Annotated in this window: 29 protein-coding genes and 1 pseudogene; 18 read left to right on the top strand and 12 right to left on the bottom strand. The window is 38.9% G+C overall.

The genetic code is table 11. From position 1 onward, the window contains the following. Window positions 1-154 precede the first annotated feature (154 nt). The 6 genes from CVD23_RS13680 (at window position 155) to CVD23_RS13655 (ending at window position 3562) form a co-directional block, all read left to right on the top strand. Window positions 155-1528 carry a sensor histidine kinase gene (locus CVD23_RS13680; RefSeq protein ID WP_101666319.1) on the top strand — a complete coding sequence of 458 codons (1374 nt, stop codon included), beginning with the start codon at window positions 155-157 and terminating at the stop codon, window positions 1526-1528. Between the two features lie 41 nt (window positions 1529-1569). After that, window positions 1570-2244: a response regulator transcription factor gene (locus CVD23_RS13675; RefSeq protein ID WP_101666318.1), complete on the top strand. Its 675-nt coding sequence runs from the start codon at window positions 1570-1572 to the stop codon at window positions 2242-2244. 10 nt (window positions 2245-2254) lie between these two features. Beyond that, complete coding sequence (locus CVD23_RS13670; protein ID WP_101666317.1) at window positions 2255-2494, top strand: hypothetical protein; 240 nt, start codon at window positions 2255-2257, stop codon at window positions 2492-2494. A gap of 151 nt (window positions 2495-2645) precedes the next feature. Beyond that, window positions 2646-2894 carry an SHOCT domain-containing protein gene (locus tag CVD23_RS13665; protein ID WP_101666316.1) on the top strand — a complete coding sequence of 83 codons (249 nt, stop codon included), beginning with the start codon at window positions 2646-2648 and terminating at the stop codon, window positions 2892-2894. Between the two features lie 48 nt (window positions 2895-2942). After that, entirely contained in the window at window positions 2943-3293 is a 351-nt protein-coding gene (locus CVD23_RS13660; protein ID WP_101666315.1) for a hypothetical protein, read from the top strand. 80 nt (window positions 3294-3373) lie between these two features. Then, window positions 3374-3562 (top strand): hypothetical protein, encoded by a 189-nt coding sequence (locus tag CVD23_RS13655; RefSeq protein ID WP_101666314.1) that lies wholly within the window; start codon window positions 3374-3376, stop codon window positions 3560-3562. 203 nt (window positions 3563-3765) lie between these two features. On the opposite strand, the gene CVD23_RS22210 is transcribed toward CVD23_RS13655, so the two are convergent. The 5 genes from CVD23_RS22210 to CVD23_RS13640 all read right to left on the bottom strand — a co-directional run bounded on the left by CVD23_RS22210 (window position 3766) and on the right by CVD23_RS13640 (window position 6205). Further along, a complete protein-coding gene (locus tag CVD23_RS22210) occupies window positions 3766-4539 on the bottom strand; it encodes a hypothetical protein (protein WP_219619927.1) in 774 nt (257 codons plus the stop codon). 137 nt (window positions 4540-4676) lie between these two features. Beyond that, a complete protein-coding gene (locus CVD23_RS22205; protein WP_219619926.1) occupies window positions 4677-5024 on the bottom strand; it encodes a multicopper oxidase domain-containing protein in 348 nt (115 codons plus the stop codon). Continuing rightward, window positions 5021-5224 carry a hypothetical protein gene (locus CVD23_RS22200; RefSeq protein ID WP_219619925.1) on the bottom strand — a complete coding sequence of 68 codons (204 nt, stop codon included), beginning with the start codon at window positions 5222-5224 and terminating at the stop codon, window positions 5021-5023. The genes CVD23_RS22205 and CVD23_RS22200 overlap by 4 nt, the downstream gene beginning before the upstream one ends. A gap of 291 nt (window positions 5225-5515) precedes the next feature. Then, window positions 5516-5914: a DUF302 domain-containing protein gene (locus tag CVD23_RS13645; protein ID WP_101666313.1), complete on the bottom strand. Its 399-nt coding sequence runs from the start codon at window positions 5912-5914 to the stop codon at window positions 5516-5518. Window positions 5915-5944: 30 nt separating this feature from the next. Further along, complete coding sequence (locus tag CVD23_RS13640; RefSeq protein ID WP_101666312.1) at window positions 5945-6205, bottom strand: metal-sensitive transcriptional regulator; 261 nt, start codon at window positions 6203-6205, stop codon at window positions 5945-5947. Between the two features lie 220 nt (window positions 6206-6425). On the opposite strand from CVD23_RS13640, the gene CVD23_RS13635 reads away from it, so the two are divergent. Beyond that, on the top strand, window positions 6426-6662 hold the full coding sequence (locus CVD23_RS13635; RefSeq protein ID WP_101666311.1) for a hypothetical protein: 237 nt from the start codon (window positions 6426-6428) through the stop codon (window positions 6660-6662). A 55-nt stretch (window positions 6663-6717) separates the two neighbouring features. On the opposite strand, the gene CVD23_RS13630 is transcribed toward CVD23_RS13635, so the two are convergent. Further along, complete coding sequence (locus tag CVD23_RS13630) at window positions 6718-7605, bottom strand: LysR family transcriptional regulator (protein WP_101666310.1); 888 nt, start codon at window positions 7603-7605, stop codon at window positions 6718-6720. A 121-nt stretch (window positions 7606-7726) separates the two neighbouring features. Here CVD23_RS13630 and selD point away from each other — a divergent pair, with 121 nt between their 5' ends. From selD to tsoY, 5 genes and pseudogenes are all read left to right on the top strand, one after another. Next, window positions 7727-8713: a selenide, water dikinase SelD gene (gene selD, locus CVD23_RS13625; protein ID WP_101666309.1), complete on the top strand. Its 987-nt coding sequence runs from the start codon at window positions 7727-7729 to the stop codon at window positions 8711-8713. A gap of 281 nt (window positions 8714-8994) precedes the next feature. Continuing rightward, window positions 8995-9396, top strand: a complete 402-nt coding sequence (locus CVD23_RS22905; RefSeq protein ID WP_374702640.1) for a hypothetical protein — start codon at window positions 8995-8997, stop codon at window positions 9394-9396. Next, complete coding sequence (locus CVD23_RS13620) at window positions 9390-10292, top strand: MFS transporter (RefSeq protein WP_374702642.1); 903 nt, start codon at window positions 9390-9392, stop codon at window positions 10290-10292. Before CVD23_RS22905 ends, CVD23_RS13620 begins: the two co-directional genes overlap by 7 nt. A gap of 200 nt (window positions 10293-10492) precedes the next feature. Beyond that, a complete protein-coding gene (locus CVD23_RS13615; RefSeq protein ID WP_101666308.1) occupies window positions 10493-10813 on the top strand; it encodes a DsrE/DsrF/TusD sulfur relay family protein in 321 nt (106 codons plus the stop codon). 15 nt (window positions 10814-10828) lie between these two features. Continuing rightward, window positions 10829-11984 (top strand): annotated as a pseudogene (tsoY, locus tag CVD23_RS23000) (selenoprotein TsoY). A 91-nt stretch (window positions 11985-12075) separates the two neighbouring features. Here tsoY and CVD23_RS13600 read toward each other — a convergent pair. The 6 genes from CVD23_RS13600 to CVD23_RS13575 all read right to left on the bottom strand — a co-directional run bounded on the left by CVD23_RS13600 (window position 12076) and on the right by CVD23_RS13575 (window position 16339). Then, window positions 12076-12663 carry a peroxiredoxin family protein gene (locus CVD23_RS13600; RefSeq protein ID WP_101666306.1) on the bottom strand — a complete coding sequence of 196 codons (588 nt, stop codon included), beginning with the start codon at window positions 12661-12663 and terminating at the stop codon, window positions 12076-12078. Further along, a complete protein-coding gene (locus CVD23_RS13595) occupies window positions 12656-13279 on the bottom strand; it encodes a hypothetical protein (protein ID WP_101666305.1) in 624 nt (207 codons plus the stop codon). The genes CVD23_RS13600 and CVD23_RS13595 overlap by 8 nt, the downstream gene beginning before the upstream one ends. After that, on the bottom strand, window positions 13276-14376 hold the full coding sequence (locus tag CVD23_RS13590) for a sensor histidine kinase (protein WP_257988448.1): 1101 nt from the start codon (window positions 14374-14376) through the stop codon (window positions 13276-13278). The genes CVD23_RS13595 and CVD23_RS13590 overlap by 4 nt, the downstream gene beginning before the upstream one ends. Next, on the bottom strand, window positions 14363-15058 hold the full coding sequence (locus CVD23_RS13585; RefSeq protein ID WP_373270880.1) for a response regulator transcription factor: 696 nt from the start codon (window positions 15056-15058) through the stop codon (window positions 14363-14365). Before CVD23_RS13585 ends, CVD23_RS13590 begins: the two co-directional genes overlap by 14 nt. A 24-nt stretch (window positions 15059-15082) precedes the next feature. Next, the gene (locus CVD23_RS13580; RefSeq protein WP_101576148.1) at window positions 15083-15790 is read right to left on the bottom strand and encodes a cytochrome c biogenesis CcdA family protein; all 708 of its coding nucleotides are present in this window, start codon (window positions 15788-15790) and stop codon (window positions 15083-15085) included. Between the two features lie 198 nt (window positions 15791-15988). Beyond that, on the bottom strand, window positions 15989-16339 hold the full coding sequence (locus tag CVD23_RS13575) for a multicopper oxidase domain-containing protein (RefSeq protein WP_374702639.1): 351 nt from the start codon (window positions 16337-16339) through the stop codon (window positions 15989-15991). Between the two features lie 117 nt (window positions 16340-16456). Here CVD23_RS13575 and CVD23_RS13570 point away from each other — a divergent pair, with 117 nt between their 5' ends. From CVD23_RS13570 to CVD23_RS13550, 6 genes are all read left to right on the top strand, one after another. Next, a complete protein-coding gene (locus CVD23_RS13570; protein WP_101666304.1) occupies window positions 16457-17464 on the top strand; it encodes an ABC transporter substrate-binding protein in 1008 nt (335 codons plus the stop codon). Continuing rightward, a complete protein-coding gene (locus CVD23_RS22530; protein WP_257988446.1) occupies window positions 17461-18114 on the top strand; it encodes a cache domain-containing protein in 654 nt (217 codons plus the stop codon). Before CVD23_RS13570 ends, CVD23_RS22530 begins: the two co-directional genes overlap by 4 nt. Before the next feature lie 12 nt (window positions 18115-18126). After that, window positions 18127-19560, top strand: a complete 1434-nt coding sequence (locus CVD23_RS13565; protein WP_257988443.1) for an ATP-binding protein — start codon at window positions 18127-18129, stop codon at window positions 19558-19560. Next, the gene (locus CVD23_RS13560; RefSeq protein ID WP_101576151.1) at window positions 19548-20879 is read left to right on the top strand and encodes a sigma-54-dependent transcriptional regulator; all 1332 of its coding nucleotides are present in this window, start codon (window positions 19548-19550) and stop codon (window positions 20877-20879) included. Before CVD23_RS13565 ends, CVD23_RS13560 begins: the two co-directional genes overlap by 13 nt. 237 nt (window positions 20880-21116) lie before the next feature. Then, window positions 21117-21329 (top strand): twin-arginine translocase TatA/TatE family subunit, encoded by a 213-nt coding sequence (locus CVD23_RS13555; RefSeq protein ID WP_101576152.1) that lies wholly within the window; start codon window positions 21117-21119, stop codon window positions 21327-21329. Window positions 21330-21345: 16 nt separating this feature from the next. Continuing rightward, the gene (locus CVD23_RS13550; protein WP_101576153.1) at window positions 21346-22239 is read left to right on the top strand and encodes a 4Fe-4S dicluster domain-containing protein; all 894 of its coding nucleotides are present in this window, start codon (window positions 21346-21348) and stop codon (window positions 22237-22239) included. The last annotated feature ends 13 nt before the right edge of the window (window positions 22240-22252 follow it).

The raw sequence follows: 22252 nt of genomic DNA, 5'->3' as shown, positions 1-22252 counted from the left end.
CCTCCATCTTTTCTTCACTTTTGTAAGTTATGATAAAATCAGCCGCATCTTCTATTTGCTTGTAACTGGGTTTGCAGCTGTATAAGATGGTTATAACAACGTCATGCTGAATACTTGTTTTCACAAACTTTTGTGAAGCTTTAAGGAGCAATGGATGAAAGTGTTGACTAAATTTAAAAGCATTTCCTTCAAGCTCGGGTTATTATTTAGTGGGATTTTTATTTCCCTGTTTCTGGTTCTTGCGTTCCTTTTATACGGAGTTTTTACTAATTTTTTTGTTGATTACATCAAACAGGATTTAATGGCAAGGGGAAATAACCATGCGAGAATTTTGGAGGATCAATTTAACAAGACAACTCTAAATCATGTAATTGAAATGGAAAGAGGTGTTCGAACAAGAGTATTAATAACTGATACCGAGCAAAAAATTCTTGCTTCATCGATTGTCCCTGACCAGGAAATGAAGCAGCATATTCTTGATTGGGAGAATAGCAAGGCGGGACGTATTTTAGAAAGTGATTGGCAGCAGCACAAATATATTATTTCTGTATCGCCAATTGAAAAAAATGCAGGTTATGTGTTTATGTACTATCCCTCATACATTCTAAGGGAGATTGTCTTGGTATTGAATGTTTTAATCGCTGTCGCAAGTATTGGAATCGTGCTATTGGCTTTTGGACTCATAGGAATTCTGTCTCGCAAGCTGACGAAACCCCTGCTCACAATGAAAGAGGCAACCAATGAAATGGCATCGGGAAAATATAAGCAAAAAATAGCGATTAAAGGTAACGATGAAATCGCCCAGCTGGGAAATTCCATTCAGAAACTGGGAGAACAGCTGCAGTATTATGAAGATAGCAGGAACGATTTTCTGGCAGCTGTGTCTCATGAGATTCGCACTCCATTAACCTATATTAAAGGATACAGCGATATTCTTAATAAGGGAATCATAAAAAGCAGCGCAGAACAGGCGGAATACTTGAAGATTATTAATAAAGAGGCAAAGCGGATATCTTTTCTGGTGAATGATTTGTTCGAGATGAGCAAGCTTCAGGTGGGGAAATTTGAATTAAATAAAGAGTGGGCCAACATTAATACCATTATTGAGAAAGTTATCTCTAATCTTAAGCCTGAGGCCATAAAAAAAGACCTGGTGTTAAATGAGAGCATTCAAACGGACTTGCCTGCTGTCCAGGTAGACACACAAAGAATGGAACAAGTACTTTATAACCTGATAGAAAATGGAATTAAGTATACCTATCATGGCGGGATTACTGTCCGGTCTTATGTAAAAAAAGAGTTTATTGCAATTGAAATAAAAGATACCGGTATTGGAATTCCTCAAGAAGATTTAGCGAAAATCTGGGAACGGTTCTATCGTGTTGACCAATCCCGGACGAGAAAAACCGGGGGAACCGGTCTTGGGTTATATGTTGTCAAGCAGATCATTGAATCGCATGGCGGGGATATTACCGTTAAAAGTACTGAAAACGAAGGTTCTGTTTTCACGATTTTTTTTAAAAAGTGATGCTATTTCACGATTAATCAAATCAACTTAGGAGAAGAAAAATGAAGAAGATATTAATTGTCGATGATGAATTTGAAATGAGACAGCTGTTGCGCCTGTATTTACAGCAAGAAAACTATCAAGTGGAGGAAGCGGAAAACGGCAGCGAAGCATATCGGAAAATTGAAAATAATGATTATGATTTAATGATTCTTGACGTCATGATGCCTTTGATGGATGGCTGGGAGACGATCGGACAAGTGAGAAAAATATCGGACATACCTATCATCATGTTAACAGCAAAAGGGTCGGTCCAGGATAAAGTCACCGGCTTGTCCACAGGGGCTGATGATTACCTGGTAAAACCCTTTGAAGAAGCAGAATTGATGGTAAGGGTTCAAGCTTTGCTCCGCAGGGCGCAACATGACGATAAAGAAGATGAAGTGCTGAAATATGAAGGAATCATTTTGAACCTTACTGCTCGTGATGTAATGTATCAGGAAAAAAAAATTAATCTCACCCAAACGGAGTTCGATCTGCTCGAAGCTCTCATCAAGCATAGAGGGAAGGTTTTATCTAGAGAGCAGCTTGTGGAGCTGATCTGGGGCATTGAATTTATGGGAGATGACCGAACGGTTGACTCTCATATTAAGAATCTCAGGGAAAAATTAAAAGCATCAGGAATTGATAAGTTACTCGTCAAAACGGTCTGGGGAATCGGATATAAAGTAGAATAAAGGTGAGAATATGAAACGATTATTGCCAATGATGTTTTTAACAATCTTAATTTTGCTGGGAGTTTCATTATTAATCTTTGTATTACGAATGGTCTGGTTTCCTCCCGGGTCCATGGGAATGATGATGGGAAGAACAATGATGTTCCAGCACATGTTTTTCTGGTTTGGACAAATGTTTTGGATTTTCCTGATTATTATCGGTGTAATTATGTTCATTTGGCTGATAATTAATAAAAAAAACAAGAATTGAAACACATTTAATGAAAAGCTGATAGAGGCCAGCAGTGTCTCTATCAGCTTTTTTATTATTTTTATATCTCTACATATTTTCTTCATGATTGCACTTTATATTTTAATTATAGAAACAAATATTGATTGACACGAAAGGAGGATTGAAAAAAATGATGGGACCAGGATATGGTTTTGGAGGATATGGCATGGGAGGTGGATCATCGATGATGTTATTGGGGTTTGTGGTCATTGGCATACTGATTTATATGTTGATGAAGAAACAAAATACTGGTAATGGAAGTTACCATCTTCCACAAAAAGCTGCAAATTCAGAAGCAATCGAAATTGCCAAGTCCAGACTTGCGAGTGGTGAAATTTCAGTAGAAGAGTTTGAACAAATCAAAAAAAACCTTTTATAAAACAATGAAATGGGAATTAAAAAAACTAAAAGATGAGGAGAATTTATTATGAAAAAGACATTGGTTACAGGCGTATTAGCAGCAGCGCTCATTGCAACAGGAGGAACAGGGATGTACATTGCCTCAGCAAAAGAAAATCCCGTAAATCCACTTAATTTCATAAAACAGCAGGGAGTTGACGTGAATCAAATGACTGAGATGATGGAAACTGGTAACTTTGAGGACATGCAAAAATTTATGGATGACCAAAATGTTAACTTTGGCCAGATGAAGCCGTACATGAAGGAAATGCACCCGGATTTAAGCGACCAGGAATTGGAGGAATTTTATAAAGGCATGCATGGCATAGGAGGCGCTGCCAACAGTAAGAATTTTCAAGGAATGATGGGAAATCTTTAAGGCATCATTGAGGAAAAATAGGCCGGTTTCCCGGCCTATTTTTAAAATAAAACTAATCTATAAAGTGGGAGGGAAAAATAATGTTTTTACTGCTCATTTTAGTAATTGGTGTTTACTTATACCATACAGGAGAACTTCAGAGGATACTCAGCAAGTTTCAAGCAAAAGAAAGCATTAATATTAGCGACGCTAGACGAGTGATTGATTTCAGGTATGCAGCCGGTAATATTTCTATAGAAGAGTACAGCAAAATTAAAAATCTTTTATAGGTTATCGCAAGTGTTACTTTGTTAAATTACCGTTATAGCCGAGGAATTTGGTATGATAGACATGAGAAACATCCTTCCTTGGTGGATTTGGTATTGGTAGCTTAATTTTACCAAAGGATAGGGTGTTTTTCTTTTCTTTTATCTCACAAATCTCAGCCATATCACGGATTTAAAGTACTTTTTAAGGTGCGAAAGTTGAGTTATTAATCTAAGTCCTCATCAACATAATAATCGGGAGTATCCGTTTGGATATATGTTAATTGACCTCCCGGGTAAATTCCTTTATTCGTTATTATGTAATCGTCATGGTTATGCATTGGATAAAATTGTGGGAAAAATTGATCGTTTATATCGGTTAATGATTGTTGACAAATTTTAAGGTGATTTATTAATTCAGGTGAGCTGCATTTAACAGGTTCAGTAGGAATATTAAAGATAGAATTACCATCAATTTTATGCAATTTTTTTAATTGGGAGCAGAAAGAGTGAAAACCATCTTGCCTTAAAATCATATATTTTAAATATTCAAGTCGCTTATCATTTGAGGTTAGAAGTAAGTCATATGTTTCACCAGAACCTATACTCACAGTAAAACCTTTATTTTTGAGCGCACCATGAGAGGAATCGTCCAGCTGAAGGAGAGTAGCGAGATGGATAAAAGGATCTATGTGACTATCTTTTCCTATGATTGTAAAATGCCAACCGTGAATGTGCCATGGAACAACTTGATACCCCATATTAATCATCCTGAGTAAAAATTGTTGCCCGGTTTTTATATGCACATATGATTCGTAATTAATTCTAGTTAAATCAGAATCAAATTCAATGTTAGTATCCGTTAATGGATGAGGAAGCAAAGTATCTGGAAATGCACGGCCGTTAATTAACCAAAAGTCTGGTTTGAAGTTGACTGCATTGAAGAATGAGCCTTTATGGACACTTTCATGCCACACAGAATCAATGTCTGATAATAACATAACATATTCTTTATCAAAGTAGGTTTGAATGTCATTATAAGCAAAATTTCTGTTTGTCGCTGTCTTAGGAATATGGGCTTGTGGCTTCCCGTTGTAAAACCATTCTTTATTTTCACTTTGTTCGATACCTGCTAAGGTCAGGCTTTTTCAGATGGATAAATGATTAACGCCCCATACATTCCCATTTGAATATGTTCGGATGCTTCAACATGGCAATGATACATAAGCGTTCCCGGATTTTCCGGTTGAAAAAAATATGTCATTGCTGGAGGCTCGGTCGTTAGGTCAATCCAAACCGGAACACCGAAAGAAGTTTCTGGAAACCCATCCAATTGTGAAGGCACATGAGCCCCGTGCATATGGATGGTATGATAGTCCATCAAATCCGGACGTTCTTTCATTCCTAAATTTATGAGAGTAATGTAGACGCGATCATCAACTTCTCCAACAATAAGGGGAGAAGGAATTGTACTCGTACCCTTCATTTCAAGTAATTTCCCCCAGTTTTTGCGGTAGTCCAATCAAGTACTGGATTAATTATTTTTTCATCAACTTTAAAAAGTCCACCGACGAATCCAAAAGCATAGATCCGCTGCTTTGTTTCCTGAGAAGGGCAAATGGTTTTACTGACAGGCAGATCAATAAAACCATCGGTTGCTAATAAAACATAATGCCTTACTGACACTAGGAGAACTCCCCTCTATAAATAAAAATAAGCCTACCAATATAGGCTTTTGATTATTTTATGTAAGATTTACTTCATGGTTCGTCGTACCTTTGTATGGATTGTGTATATCTCAAGGTTAATTGGCTTTAAGGCATCACTGAAAAAATAGGCCGGTTTTCTGGCCTATTTTTAAAATAAACTAATCTATACGCATTCATAACCTATAATAAAAAGCTGCTGAGACAACAGCAGCTTTTTATGTTGAGATTTTCAACATTCGGTGATTAGTTTTCCCGTGCAATATTTCCTCTACTTGCTTTCCTCCAGTACACGGATTAGCGTGTTTTCAATATCCATGGCGATCTCCTTAAGTTCATCATTATTCAACATGCTTACGAGAGATGTCGGTTTTGGCAATCCTATTTTCGTTTTCCCCTGGCTTTCATATACCGTAATTTTGCACGGCAGGAAATAGCCAACAAGCTCATTTATGTTTAGAACACGCCCTGCTTCATGGGGGTTACAAACTTCAAGAACCCAGTATGGCTTTGTATAACTGTCAACGCCTTTTTCTTGAAGCTTCTCCGGGATATCCAGTTGCCAGAGGATTCCGAATTTATTCTCCTTTAAGTTTTGTTCTAGTGACGCAATTGTTTCCTCAACGCTCTTATTAGTTGTAACTGTATAGTGGAAATCCAATTTTAACATCTCCTTTTTTTATCATTCCAATTGTTGAGATTATCGGCTTTTTACTAAAAGATTGACAGCATCCTCCACTATGACTGAAGAGTCGGTACCTGCATCACCTCCTTGCTGCATACATTCCAGTAGATTAAGGGCAACTATATAAGCCAGAGCTTTATCCGCTGCACTTCTTATCGATGACAATTGGTTGACAACATCCCTGCAATCTTTTTCTGCTTCCATCAGCCCAAGGACTCCCCTAGCTTGTCCTTCAATCCTTCTTAACCGATTTTTGATATCATTCGCGTAATGCACACCTCTTCCTCCTTACCGAAACATAGGCGAGTATCTAAAAATAACAGTTCTTTTTACTTGAATACTATAAGGGGTATATATGAAGAATTTGTGGAGAAATTCAAATCCCAATAAAAAGCCGTACTCTTCACAAATTCATCGGGTTTCTACATACTTTCTTTACTTTTTCAGGATAAGTTTGTAATTAGAAAGAGCAAAAATAGGAGAAAGGATGAGGTAAATGTTTCTAAAGGTATCTGAAAATGGAGATTCTATTTTAATTAAGCTTCCAGAAGCTTTATTTCTGGAAGGAAAGTGTACAAATTGGAAAAATGGAAAAGGACTGTTTTTATGGATGGCTGATGATGGTGAGCCCTACACTTTTAACTTTGGAGAGGGAGGTCATTTCAGATGTTACGACCTTAACGAAGGGTATAAAGGGCAAACCGGAAAAACAACGGCGAATTTGATCGCCTAGAAGCTTCTTTAATTATAAAAAACAGCAGGCTATCCGCTGCTGTTTTTTATATTGGCTACAGTTTATAAATATTTTTTTTGAGAAAGGAGCTGAATATAAGAAGGATAGGAGAAGTGAATTTTCCTTTTGGGAATATTAACGAAAAATTTCTCTTGCAGCGATCTTTTAACAGAAAAGGTTCTAATAATTTTAAATCCACTTCATACTTTGTCACATGTTTAGACAAGAAACCAATCCCATAGCCCTTGATTATTGCTTGCTTTATTGCTTCATTCGTATCAAATTCAATTATTCGATTAGGACTGAAATTATGTTCTTTAAAAAAACTGTCGGTGTTTTCTCTTGTATTTGAACCTTGGCGCCTAAGTAAAAATGTTTCATTAGAAAGTTGTTTAAGATATTTTATGTCGTTACTATTATTTTCGTATCCGGATCCCCCTATTAAGATAATCTCGTCATTTAAAAGAGCTTTATAATTAAACTCCGGATAACTCATTGTTTTTGCTACTATGGCGACATCCAAGTCTCCTTTTTTTAGTTTCTCAATTATCGAGTCAGTCTTGTCTATCATTAGGTTTATAATGATATTAGGGTATTTCTGTTGGAATTCAACTACTAAAGAAGGAAGAAGATAATTCCCTATAGTTGTTCCCGAGCCTAGATTGATTTCACCTGCTTCCAGGTTATTCAAGGAGTGCATTGCTTTTTCGGTCTCTTCAACTAATAAGAGGATTTGCTCAGCATATTGAAGCAGTCTTCTCCCGGCATCTGTTAATTCAACCTTCCTGCCTGCCCGATTGAATAGCGGGAGTTTATAGTGGCTTTCTAACACTTCAATTTGCCTTGAAACAGCTGGCTGGCTTAAAGAAATTTTTTCTGCTGCTTTAGAAAAGTTAAGGTAAATTGCTACATAATAAAAAGTTTTTAATTGATGGAATTCCACTTATTACACCTCGATTTTTTTACATGGTATGATGGACGTATTAAACAAAAAGGAGAAAGATATGTATAACTCTCATATCGCTTTGACCTCATATTCTTCAGGTTCTGGCTGAGCATGCAAAATTCGGTCTTCGGACCTTACGCAAGTTTTGCGTAACATTCCCAGTTCAAAAGATAAAAATATTATCGCCGGGATAGGAGAAGACGTATTTGCGTTTGAACATACTAATGGAACGATTGTTCAATCGGTAGATATCATTACACCTGTCGTTGATGATCCTTATCAATTTGGTGCCATTGCAGTTGCTAATGCACTTAGCGATATATATGCAAAAGGCGGAATCCCCAAATATGGTTTAAATATAATCGAGTTCCCCATATCTTCGCTGCCTTTAAGCTATCTTCAAGAGATGATAAAAGGGGGAAGAGACAAAGCATTAGAAGCAGGGGTTTCAATTGTTGGCGGACACACGATCGACGATTCACCGAAATATGGATTCGCCGTTACAGGATTCATACCGGAAGGTGCAAATTTTATTAGTAAATCAGGAGCTATGCCAGGAGACCTTATTTTCTTGACGAAACCACTGGGAATCGGAATTTATACAACTGCCATAGACCAAAAATTGGCCAGTGTTGAGCAAATGGAAGAAGTGGTTAGTTTAATGATGAAGTTAAACCATGATGCCTCCAAAGCATTTCGCAAGGTTCAAATAAATGCCTGTACGGATGTAACTGGATTTGGCTTGGTGGGGCATCTTACGGATGTTGCCGAAAAAAGCAACATTTCAATCGAACTTTACAACGATCAAATTGCCTTCTTGCCAGACGTCTTTCAGTTCATAGAAAATGGTGCAGTGCCTGAGGGAATCTTAAAAAACCATTATTCTTTCCATAAAAATGTAAAGCACTTAACCTCATTGTCACGGGAAGAAGAGTATTTATTGTATGACCCACAAACATCTGGCGGCTTACTCATTTTCGTTTCTCCTGCGGAATCGGAAAATTTATTGCAGGAATTCGAAAAAAATAATGTAACAGCATTCCATATTGGAAAAGTAGTTGAAGCAAGAGATGCCAGGATAGAGACCAAGAATACAATAAAATGAATGGAAAACTAAGCATCGAAATTGATGCTTAGTTTTTTTGATCCTCTAATCATGCAAAAATGTAATAGTAAAGATAATTATAATGCATTTCCTTTATAAAATGAATGTTCATATAATTAAAGTGAGAACAAGATTTTACAATTACAATTTGAGGGGAAATTAAGCATGAAATTCGGAATAATTCTGGAGACAAAAGAGTCTAAGAAAAGAGGAATGCTTTTTTTCTTAAGCAGGAGGGCACAGTGAATAAAGAAATTATACAATATGGGAGGGCGGCCTGAGTGATGCCGCATAAACATGATGATTTAGAAGCTTTAGAAAGTCAATCGGCTTGGTTACAAAGTTACATTGATTCCCCAAAAAAGCAACAAAGATTATATCGACGGACGCTGATGATTGTTGTCATTTCACAAATTTTCGGCGGTGCAGGACTTGCAGCAGGCATAACCGTCGGAGCACTTCTTGCACAAAATATGCTAGGTACAGATAGTTTCACAGGGGTTCCGGCTGCGTTGTTCACTTTGGGTTCTTCTGGAGCAGCTCTGCTTGTAGGGCGGCTCTCCCAACGTTTTGGACGCCGTTCAGGACTCGCGGCAGGATTCTTGGCTGGCAGTATTGGCGCGGTCGGAGTAGTGATCTCAGCATTAACTAATAATATTCTCTCCTTTTTGCTTCACTGCTAATCTATGGTGCCGGAACTGCTACAAATTTACAGGCACGCTATGCAGGTACAGACCTGGCAAATTCCACACAACGGGCAACAGCAATCAGTGTCGCGATGGTATCAACCACATTCGGTGCTGTTGCGGGGCCAAATCTGGTTGATGTAATGGGCCGGTTTGCTACGTCAATCGGAGTCCCTGCTCTGGCCGGTCCGTTCATTCTAGCAGCCGTAGCCTTCCTTCTTGCCGGCTTGGTGCTTCTAGCTTTACTTCGCCCAGACCCTCTGGTCGTTGCCTCAGCAATAGCAAAGGTACAGAAAACGGACGAGAGTAATTTCTTAGACACGCAATCTCTTACACTAGCAATAAACAAAAGAGGGATCGTTGTTGGAGCCACGGTAATGGTCTTAACCCAGATTGTCATGGTTGCAATTATGACTATGACGCCAGTACATATGGGGAATCACGGACATGGTTTGAGTGAAACGGGATTGGTAATTGGTTTCCATATCGGCGCAATGTTCCTTCCATCCCTTGTGACTGGTATCCTCGTTGACAAGGTTGGACGCACTGCAATGGCAATCGCTTCTGGGGCCACCCTGCTTGTTGCTGGTATTCTCACTGCAGTTGCACCTGCCGATTCCACGCTGGTTCTCATTATTGCTCTTGCTCTGCTTGGGCTTGGTTGGAACTTTGGCTTCATTAGCGGAACGGCGCTCATCGTGGATGCAACTAACCCGTCCACTCGTGCAAAGACACAAGGATCTGTTGATGTCTTGATCGCTTTGGCTGGGGCATCTGGGGGAGCGCTTTCCGGGATGGTTGTAGCTCAATCAAGTTACGCAACACTCTCACTTGCCGGGGGCATCCTTTCATTACTGCTTATTCCAGTCGTTATCTGGTCTAGTAACAAATAAGGGCTGGCTGTTACTTTGAAAACGAAGAATAAATTAAAATAGTCTTTAAGAGTTAAGTATCATCATGGTTCTTGGCTCTTTTTTTATGGTGAAAAATAGCTATGCGAAAAAGTAATAAAAGTATGATTATAATGCATTTCCTTTATAAGTTGTACGATCCTATAATGGAATTAAGAAATCAATTCTAGGAGGAAAGTGACATGAAATTTGGGATGATCATCGAGACGAAAGAGCCCGAAAAAAGCTGGAACGCATTTCGGTTTGCAAACGCATCACTGCTCCATGGCCATGAAGTGAAGGTTTTTTTAATGGGAGAAGGCGTTGAGTGTGAAGGAATCGACCATGAAAAATATAACACCGCAAGGGAATTAAACAATTTTATCGAGAATGACGGTATGATTTTAGCATGTGGCACTTGCATACAATCCCGCAAGCTTGAAGAACAGACGGTTTGTCCAATCTCAACGATGAAGGATTGCATCGAAATGGTTGAATGGGCAGACAAGGTTATAACATTCTAAAGGGAGGTAGGAAAAATGAAATTAAAGTTCGTTCCGATCAAGTTCCAGGCTGCACTTGCCGCTGGAGGTGTTGCTTTGATGGCCTTCAACTATCTTCAATTTGCCACCCCCATGGTGAAGGCTTAATTAAAATCTCAGACATTGTCTGGTCTCAATTGAGCTTATTACATTCATCGCTCTACGCGTTGCTTGTGTTTATCATGCTGGCGTCTTCTATCGCCAATTTAATTCTAACGGCTGTATTTCTGATGGGATTGACACAATGGTTGGGAACAAAAAATCAATTCACTGCCTTAATGGATAACCCACTTACAAATATCACAATCTTTGTTCCAATTGCATCATTATCGATGACAGCTAATGTCGTGTGGGGACCATTGGCATTTTATATTCCTGGACTCTCAATACAGACTATGATGTGCCGTCGTTGATTTACTTTGGGGTTCTGTGAACTTCACTGTTCTTTCTTGAATTCAAAGTTGCTAAAAGCTGGTTCACCAAGCCTGTTGAAATTAGCAAATTAAACTTTGTATGGCTGCTTGATGTTTTCGCTTTTGGTTTAGTAAGTTTGACTGGAACAGGCATCGCTTCCATGGCGGAAAACAGTACCATTGTATCCCTTGCATCGGTTTCTTCATTGTTTGTTTTGAGCATTGGGGTCTTCCTGTTTATAGCAAAGTTATCCTTTTTGATTTACATGCAAATAAAAAATGCCCAGTTACCTGATAAACCTATCCTACCAGCTTTTTTCCTAGTGATTCCTATTACTTGTTTGTTAGGATTAAGTTTTTACCGTATAATGACACATTTACAAAATGTCTTTTCTTTTGATATTAGTGTTATTTCATTCTACTTCATTACTGTTTCTTATGTAATCACCATCGGGTGGGGAATATTCACCGTATACTTACTGGTTGATTATTTAAGAAAGGACTTCTATAAGAGTCAGTTTTCACCAACACAGTGGGGAATGGTTTGAGCGTTGGTTGGCTCTCAAGTTTTGGGGGTTTATGTTCAAGGGGTTTATTACCCTGGGACTGTGCTATCGGTCGTGAACTATGCTAGCACAGTTCTTGCAGCAATCCTGTATGTATTGATTTTTGTAAAATTCCATAAAGCAAACAAAGCAGAGATTTCACCTCTGATTGCAAACCAGAAAGTATCAGGTTGATAAGTAATACCAAATATTTTATTTTAAAAAAGGCACCTTAGAAAAAGGGAGTAATCCGCTTCTGAGGTGCCGAATGTGGGTTTCACGTCTTCTATTTTAAATTTGCAGTCAGCTGCTTCATCTTTTCTTCATCCATGGGACCTACGATTTTTTTTGCAATTTTGCCGTTTTTATCGATGATATAACTTGTTGGAATCGAAAACGCTTGATAAGTCATACCGACTGTTCCGTCTTCGTCGAGAAGAATCGGAAATGTCAGGCCATATTCCTTTACAAAGGCGTTAATTGCATCCATTCCTTTATCCACATTGGTTAAGTTAACGGCAAGTATGGTAATGCCTTTATCTTTATTTTTCTCGTAAAAGCTTTGCATATGCGGCATTTCAGCTTTACAAGGGGGACACCAGGTTGCCCAGAAATTTAAAATCACTTTTTGTCCCCGATAGTCGGAAAGTTTCGCCTTTTCGCCAGCAAGTGTTGTTAATTCAAAATCTGGAGCTTCTGACCCTTCTTCAAGTTCTGAAAGCTTTGCACCTGGTATATCCTCTTGTGAAGCTGAGTTTACTGTTTCGGTGGGCTTCTCTGTTTCTCCTTCTGTGAATGAGGGTTTCCAAACATTCACGACTACAATTGCAGCTGCCAAGATGAGGATGGCGATTGACAATAAATTTTTATTCATGATATGATGCCTCCTTTTTTATATTTTGAATCACTGTTAATAAAAGTCCAATCAATAGGATTGGCAGATTCTCAGCAGCTATTAACCCATCAAATAAACTGAGCAACAAGGCCTCCAGTAGGATCAATAAGATAAAAACTTTCGTTGACATTACTCGATTAGATTTGCTGTTTTTAAGATATAAGATATAAAAAACGATGAGTATAAAAAACTGAAAAGCGACTGCTGCAACATTTTTCTCCACGATGTAAAGTGTCATTTCGTACAGCAGGAAGAACATCAAGTAGATAGGGACGTATTCATTGCGAATCATTCCTGGCGTCTTCCTTGAAAGGAAAAGCGTATATACTGCCAGGCTGATAGCCGCGAGGATTTGCCCTTTCATCCCACCATTAAAATAGATGAGTGATAACGGAGTATCGACGAAAAGCTTAAAATTGAATAACGCGTAACTTAATTTGAAAACAGCAATGTAAATAAATAAGCTGTTCCAGTACCAATCACCAATGCTCTTTTTATTCAAAAGCTTATAGACTAATGCGCTTATAACAATAGCTACAATGGCTGCAATCAAATCAGCCGGCAACGTAAATCTCCCAACTGTTATATAACTCACTGCTTTTCTCCTTTACTGAGAGAGGATACATAAGAATTGTTTGGAGTAGGAATATTTATCCAAAAAATATGGTTGTTTCCATCGGTGGAGAGCCCAATCTCCCCTTTGTGGGCCTCGATAATACTTCTGGCAATTGCCAGGCCAAGCCCGGCACCTTCTGCTTTCGTACTTCTTGACTCTTCCAATCGATAGAAGCGTTCAAAAATGAGTTCTTTTTTAGCGAAATCAATAAACAGGCCTGTATGGGTGAAAGTGATTCTGTATTGCCCCGCATCGGAGAAACCGCTTATGGAAAGCTTTTTTCCTAAATCATAATCGATAATGTTTTGGATTAAATTAGAAAATACTTGTTTAAGACCATCCTTATGGCCAATAATGAAAGCTGCTTCAATCCGGATATTCACTTTTTCGAACTGTTCATTTAATTTAAGTTGGAAGGCGGTAATGGACTCATTAAGGATTTCATCTATACTAGTGTAGTCAAAAGGCTTTTCCAAAAAATAAATTTCTTTTCCCCATGAATTTAATTCGGTAAGTAGCTCAACAATTCTCGTAATCCGACGTGACTCTTCCAGCAATGATCCGAATAATTCCCGATTTCCATTAATGATCCCGCCATGCAATGCTTCTAAATACCCGTTAATATTCGTCAGTGGGGTTCTGAGCTCATGGGCGATATCCTTCAACATTTCTTCACGACGTAACTGTATAGAAGATAGAGTATCCGCCATTGCATTGAAATTCTTTCCGAGTTCCCCTAATTCGCCAGATGTTTGAATTTTTATCTCTGGAGGAATTTTTCCTTCTTTTATTTCTTTTGCAGCCATTGACATCGTTTTTATTGGTTTTACAATTCTTTTGACAGAAAAATAGTGAAACAGGCCTGCCACTAAAAATGCGAGAATGCTTACCTTAATTAAAAAGGCATTTAATGTCTCAACAAGGTCAGGGCCGGATACGTTTTCATAATTAACTAAATAGCAGGCATAATCTTTTACGGAAATACCGGCAACGAGAATGACCGTTAAAACAACGAGACTGTTGACAGCGATGAGCCTAGATAAAAGCTGACTGGTAATTTGCTTAATTCGCCGCAAATTTATACCCCATCCCTCTGACTGTCTGAATGTAATCTACTGGCGTTTGTTGTTTGATTTTTTCCCTCAGGTTCTTAATATGGACATCGATTGTCCTTTCAGTTACATTCTTTTCACTTTTTTCATAGATAAAGTCAAGAATTTGTGGCCGCGACAAAATTTGACCGGGATGCTGCATAAACATGTGGAGCAGCTTAAATTCAAAATGGGTCAAATCAAGCTGTTCGCCGTTTACCAATGCTTCACCTTTGACCGGCTTAATGGTTAATCCGTTAAAACTGATTTTTCCGCAGCGGCTCGCTGTTCTGCGCAATACCGCTTCGATCCTGCCCATCAATTCCCCAGGACTGAATGGTTTTACAACATAATCATCGGCCCCGAGTTTGAAGCCCTCAATCCGACTTTTTTCAGAAGCTTTTGCTGTCAGCATAATAATAGGCATTACACTTTTTAAGTCGCTTCTTATCCATCGGCATATTTCCTCGCCGCTTATGCCAGGCAGCATAAGGTCAAGAATGAGTATGCATGGGTCGTACTTTTCAATTTTATCCTTCGCTTCAAGCCCGTTTTTGGCTTCAAGAACCTCATAGCCCTCATTTATTAAATATATTTTGACTAGGTTACGAATTTTAGGGTCATCCTCAACAATTAACACTGATTTCCCAATTAAATCATTACTCATCAAACCTTCGCATCCTTTTTTCTTCTAGAATAAACTATAAACGGAAAGCCAGGCACTAATTTTTTGCATTTGGCCTGATAAGACTAAGAGCCCCAAGCTCACCATAATTAATCCGTTTATAAATGCAAGCTTTGGTAAATATTTATTAATCCACTTCATTGCTTTTATTGAATACGAAATGACGGTTGAAATAATCAGGAAAGGGACTGCCATGCCTAATGAATAGGCAGTTAACAAGTAGATTCCTTGGTATAAAGTATCAGTTGAACTTGCGAGCAGAAGAATCGATGACAAAGCAAGACTTACACATGGTGACCATCCACTGGCAAAGGCCATACCTAAAGTAATTGAATTGAAAATTCCCTTTTCTCCCCTCTTTGAGTAAATTTTCTTTTCCATCATGAGAAATTTTATATTTAATAAACCAGCCATTTGCAAACCAAAGATAATAATTAAAAAACCGGCAACTTGCATAATGACGGTCCGGTAGTTCAAAAATAATTTGCCGAGGAAGCTTGCCGATGCCCCCATAATGATAAAGATCAAACTGAAGCCTACTATGAATCCAAATGAACGTATATATAGTTTTCTCTTATCTACTTCGATTTTCGAATTTTCAAGCTTTCCTCCGGTTAAGTGTGTGATGTATGCCGGCAGAAGCGGGAAAACACATGGAGAAAAAAATGATAAAACACCTGCTGCAAAGGCAAAAAACAAGCCAATATCGTTCAACGGTTATCACTCCTTTCTTATATTATCTGTGTTCTTTGTTAAGGTTTTATTAAGAACGGGGGATAAAATATAATCCACTGTTGATCATATCTACTTAATAGCAAGTAAATGGCTTCAGATAATCAATAAACACGAAAAGCATGAAGAAGTTAACCTTCATGCCTTTCCTTTCCGTATCCCACGTTATGATTAGGCCACTTACTTAACCTGGAATTGTCCCATCATGCCTGCATCTTCATGCTCGAGAATATGGCAATGATACAAAAACACACCGGCTTGGTCGAACGTGGCAATAGCCCGAACCTTTTCCCCTGGATAAACGAGAATGGTGTCTTTCCAGCCAGTCTCGTTAGCAGGCGGCGGCTTTCCGTCACGGTCCAATTGAACAGCGTCGCCTTTTTTGAAATCAGAGAAATCAACAATGATTTCCGCTCTTTCTGCCGAGCTGAGGACAACTTTTGTCATTTCCACCGGTTTTTCAAGCAGCCCGCCATCACTGGCGATTTGGTAAAATTTTTGGTTGTTGCTGAACTGTAATTTAATTTTCAAAAAAGTCCATACCTACTGTTTAAATTTCAAAAAATGATCTTTTTTTCTAAGTAAGTAGCGGTGTTTTTTTCGATATAGTTAAAGTAGTTAAAGTAAAAAAGACGGGAGCCATTTTCTATGAAACTCAAATGGTATTTATTTTTCTTAACTATATTGACGGTATCGATTGTTTTATATAACTATGTTGAAAAAAAAGCAGACTCGCCTATCAAAATTGGAGTATTGATGATAGGAGACAGTCGCCTTGAAAAATTTTCAGGATTGAAAAAAGGGATGACGGACCTAGGATATGATGATAAAGATATAAAATTTCTGTTTAAAAATGCGCATGATCGGAAAGAAAACTTAATCAATGATATCGACAGTCTTTTAAAGAAGAATCCCGATGTAATTGTCACACTTGGCGGTATTGAAACATTGGACCTACAAGCACGGCTGGAAAACAGTAAACAAAATATACCCGTCGTTTTTGCTGGAGTGGCAGCCCCAAAGGAAATAGGACTAATTAAAGACTACAAATCCCCCGGAGGGCAATTCACTGGAATTAATAATTACCATACGAGCATTTCAGGAAAGAGGATGGAAATATTTCATGACCTGGTGCCATCTATTCAGAGATTCCATGTTTTATATGATGAAGAAATTGAAACTAGTCGCTTAAGCCTCGAAAAGACAAGGGAAGCTGCCGGAGAACTTTCGATAATGATTATTCCAGGCAATGTTGGGGAGCCTGATTTTTTTCAAAAAATAGAAACTAACTTAAGAAAAGGTGATGCTATCATAATTCTCCCCGGGTTTCGGATTGAATCATTAACAAATGAAATTGTCCAGTTATCTAAGAAATATGGGCTTCCCGTAATGGGATTATATGAACAAGAGGTTAAAGAGGGATATCTTGCCAGTTACGGGGCAAGTTTTTATGATCAGGGTTATCAATCTGCCCGCTATGTCAGCTTAATTATCCAGGGCAACTCTCCGCGAGATATTCCCGTTGAGTTACCAGATAGTATTCGCTTTCTTGTAAATAGACAGGTTCAGGAAGAGCTGGGGATCAATCTTAATAAAAACCTCTTGTATATAGCCGACTTGATTGATGGGGATGGCAAAGAGGAGAATAGCGAATGAACAGGGCAATTTTAAAGTGGCTGGACTCTCAGTCGATTCGTAATAAGGTTCTTGTTTTCGGCATTTTGATGTCAACGATTCCTTTGCTGTTGATCAGTTACTATTATTACTCTTATGTAAAGGGAGACTTGGAAGAGAGAATTCTGGATAAACAAAAGCTGATGCTTGAAAACCTGTCAAATGAAATTGAGCTGGAATTCAACAAGACATTTCAACGTATCCAGGTATTCTCGACATTAACACATTTGGAGAAAGAAAATAATGCTTTTTATGAGCTTTTGCAGCAGAGCGGTTCAGTAGAAGAAGTGGTGATAACTGACGAAGAAGGGATGGTAGAAAAACGGGTATCCCGAACCAGGCTAAACCTTCCAGGCAAAAATGAAAATTGGTTTACTGATGAAATGTGGTCATCTTTTCTGACAAAAGACAAAATCTATGGTGAAGTAGAGTTTAATCAATTTGGCCAACCGGTCATGAAGCTTGCTGTTTCCTTTAATGAAAATGGCCGAAGAAAAGGTGTCGGGGTGATTGTGCAGCTGCAAAAAATTATTGGACAAATTTCATCATTGCGACAGGATGATTCTTCTTATCTTTATTTAGTGGACCAGAGTGGTAGAGTGATTGCCCATCAGGATTACAGTAAACTGTAGCGAGATCGGGAAGTGGCTGGTTCCGAGGATGTGCTTGGAGTAAAAACCAAAATTGACGAACTCCAATGGACTTTGGTCATGGAACAGCCACATTCAACAGCTTACCAGCCCATTAATGAAATGATGCGAAACACGATTATGGCAGTTGCGATTGTAACGCTAATCGTCAGTCTTATCAGTATATACTCAGGATTAAATTTTACAAAACCGATCGTTATTTTAGAAAAAGCCATGAAAAACTTAAAGTTCGGCTACCAAATAGAACCTGTCCAGATGGCGAGAAACGATGAAATAGGTAAGCTTGCAAAGTCTTTCAACGAAATGGGCCAGGTACTGCAGGAAAAATCGGTACGACTGGCCCAGGAAAAAGAGCGGCTTGATGTGGTTGTTGACGGAATAGGTGCGGGGCTAGCTCTTGTGACAAAAGAATATCAAGTTACCTGGATGAATCCGATCCTTCAGGGCTGGTTAAACGAAGCTCAGCTTAGCCTGCCTTGCTATAGTTTAATTGGCGGTGTGAATGCTCCATGCGAAAATTGCCCTGTTACACGTCCGGAATCGGGTGTCAATATCGATAAATTGATGAATCAAAAAACGGCGAACGGTGAAGAAAAAATTTTCAGGCACCGCGTTTTTCCACTAAACCATGCTATTGAAGAAGAAGGAGAGTTTCTTTTGGTGATCGAGGACATTACAGAACAAAAACAGATGGAAGAAAAAATCATTCAAACAGATAAACTTTCTGCGCTCGGCCTGATGGCTTCTGGCTTTGCACACGAAGTAAATAATCCTCTTGCGACTATACATGCATACGCAGAGGATTTACTTGACCGAATTCACACAAATGATGAACAGTTGGATCAAGAAGAAATAAATTCTTATTTAAATAAAATCAAAGAGAACACGGAGAGATGCAAGAAAATAACTGGGAATATGCTGAATTTTTCTCGGGAATCCAAGTGGTCTTTATCATATGTGGATATAAACGAGACGGTTCAAAACAGCGTTAGTTTGGTTGAATATTCTTTAAAAAAACATCAAATCCAGCTTGATGTAAATGTTGAAAAGGATCTCCCTGAATTATTCGGTGACAGCTTAAAGCTGATGCAGGTGCTGGTAAACCTTATTAACAACGCTGTGGATGCGATGGAAGAAGGGGGTACCATAACATTATTGGCTAAAAAAGAAGGGAATTCCATTCTCCTTAAGGTAGCGGATACTGGGACCGGGATTTCAAGAGAAGTTTTGCCGAAAATTTTCGATCCTTTTTATACAACAAAATCGGTAGGTAAAGGAACGGGACTGGGTTTATCCGTATGCTATGGAATCATCCAACAATTCGGAGGAACCATCCAGATACAAAGTGAACATGGAGCAGGAACAACGGTAGACATTCTTTTACCGTCGGGATTAACAACAGGGGAGAGAGACAAATGGCTGCAGTAAAGCTCTTAGTCGTGGATGATGAAAAGGATTTGCTTGAACTTCTTGTAAAACGTCTGAAGCGGAAAGGATATGATGTAGACAGTGCAGAAAATGCGGAAATGGCTTTGCCGTTATTAAAAGAACGATATTATGATGTAGCCGTATACGATATTCGGCTGCCAATTGTAGACGGGATTACATTATTAAAAGAAACAAAGAAAATACAGCCCGAGATGGAAGTGTTAATGTTGACAGGGCACGGAACGATAGAGACAGCGATTGAAGCAATGAAATTTGGAGCGTTTGATTATTTAACAAAGCCTTATAACCTTTCAGAACTGGAATTAACAATAGCCAAGGCGATGGAGAATAAAATTTTAAAAGAAAAAAATGAAAGCTTCAAGAAGATTATTAAACAACAAAATCAGTTTCATATTATCGGGCAAAGCCCTAAATTTAAGGATGTCCTGGAGCTGACGAAACGGGTTTCAGACAGTGATGTTCCAGTCGTAATTGAAGGAGAGAGCGGAACAGGAAAAGAACTTTTCGCAAAAGCACTGCACTACTGGAGCAGCCGTGCTGATGAACCTTTTGTAGCTGTTAATTCCGGAGCACTGCCTGAACAGCTGCTTGAAAGTGAGCTATTCGGCTATATTAAAGGCGCTTTTACCGGAGCAAACCAGGACAAAAAAGGCTTGGTCGAAGCTGCAAATGGGGGAACACTATTTTTAGATGAATTGGGTGAGATGCCTTTAAGCCTTCAAGTCAAATTGCTCAGATTTCTCGAATCAGGAGAGTTCAGGCGTGTAGGAGATGTAAGAGAGCGCCGCGTGAAGGTCCGGGTTGTTGCAGCAACAAATCGGGACATGAACAAAGAAGTGGCGGACGGTCATTTCAGGGAAGACCTTTATTACCGTTTGAATGTGGTAAAGATCACTGTTCCTCCGCTACGGGAACGAAAAGAAGATATTCCGCTATTAATCAATTACTTTAGTTCACAGGCAAAGCAGCATGAAAAAATATTTTCGGAAGATGCCATGAAGAAATTACAATCCTACAGCTTTCCGGGCAATGTACGGGAGCTGCACCATCTGGTAGAAAGAGGGCTGCTACTGTCAAGAGGAAATATAATAGAAGAGGAAGATCTGCTTCTCTCTCATCAAAGAAAAAATGTATCTGATGAAGAAAATTTGCTTTGTACGCTGGACGAGTTGGAAAAAGTGCATATAGAGAAAGTGTTAAAGGAAGTACATTGGAACAAAACAAAAGCTGCCGAAGTACTTGGTATCAGTGTTAGAAACTTATACCGAAAAATTGAGCTTTACAGCCTTATACAATAATATGACAAAATGGCATGTAACATAAAGGACAATCTGACAAAATGACATGATCTAATAGCGATAATCGGTTTTTTTAATCCGGTTATCGCTTTTTTTGGTTTTTTAAACCAGGCCAAATGCTATCGCCTGGATTTAAACCAGAACTTTTTAAACAAATTCCGTATAAAATTTCATGTTGGCACGCTTCTTGCATCTTAAGTAATGAGTAAAAAATTTTTTCTAAGGGAGTGAAGTACCGTGTTATCTAATATCGGAATACCCGGTCTTATTTTAATTCTTGTTCTGGCACTTATTATTTTCGGACCGAAAAAACTGCCGGAAATTGGCCGGGCATTTGGCCAGACACTGAAGGAATTTAAAAAATCTGCCAGGGAGCTTACGAGCGATATTACGGAGGAAGTCGAAGAAATTAAAGAAATGAATCAAATGAATCAAACGTTAAACAAGTAAAAAAGAGGTGATAATGATGAATCTTTTTTCAAAATGGGAGATGAAGCCTGAAGATTACGGTCAAATGGTTGAAAAGGTGCTGCCTGACGGAAAAAAAGAATTAAACCAATCTCCATATGATACAGCGCTGGGCCTGAACATGGCTCAAGACGCAAGAAAAGTAATAGGAGGAAAAATGAAAATTGAAGATTTTCATAAAGTTTATTCAGCATCTTTAACGAAAGAGTTTGGAAACTACTATGCTTCCGGCGCAGAAGCAGAAACGAAAAAGGGATCCGGGCCTAAATGGGTGATGGTGATTGACCTTAAAAAATGTGTCGGCTGTGATACATGTACGGTGTCCTGTAAAGCAGAAAATCGGACCCCGCCGGGAATTTCATATAATGTGGTCATGGAAAAGCTTGAAGGGGATTTCCCGAACATTCAAGCGATTAACCTGCCCCGTCCCTGTATGCAATGCGATAAACCTGCCTGTGCACAGGTCTGCCCGACAAGAGCAACTTATAAAATGGAGAACGGAATTGTTGCTATCGACAATGACCGTTGCATCGGCTGCCGCTATTGTATTGTAGCCTGTCCATACGGAGCTCGCTCCTTTGACTTCGGGGAAAGCTATGAACAGGAAATGGCCGGCTATAACGATGTTTCAAGCCCTGAATACGGAATGGAACGCGGTGAGCGCAAGAAAGGAAAAACACCAATCGGAACGGTCCGCAAATGCAGCTTCTGCTTCCACCGTTTGCAGCGCGGCGAAGAGCCGGCATGCGTTGAAACCTGTATCGGGGATGCACGTTACTTTGGTGATATTAATGATCCAAACAGTATTGTTTCAAAGCTTGCAGCAAGTCCGCGCGCTTTCCGGCTAAAAGAAGAACTGGGAACGCAGCCCAGCGTTATTTATTTAAGATAGGGGTGATTTAATT

It is taken from the genome of Bacillus sp. V33-4 (assembly GCF_002860225.1).
In the GTDB taxonomy this organism is placed as follows: Bacteria; Bacillota; Bacilli; order Bacillales; family Cytobacillaceae; genus Bacillus_BJ; species Bacillus_BJ canaveralius.
The sequence above is the reverse complement of the archived record's forward strand: the minus strand, read 5'-3'. Positions and strand labels throughout refer to the sequence as shown.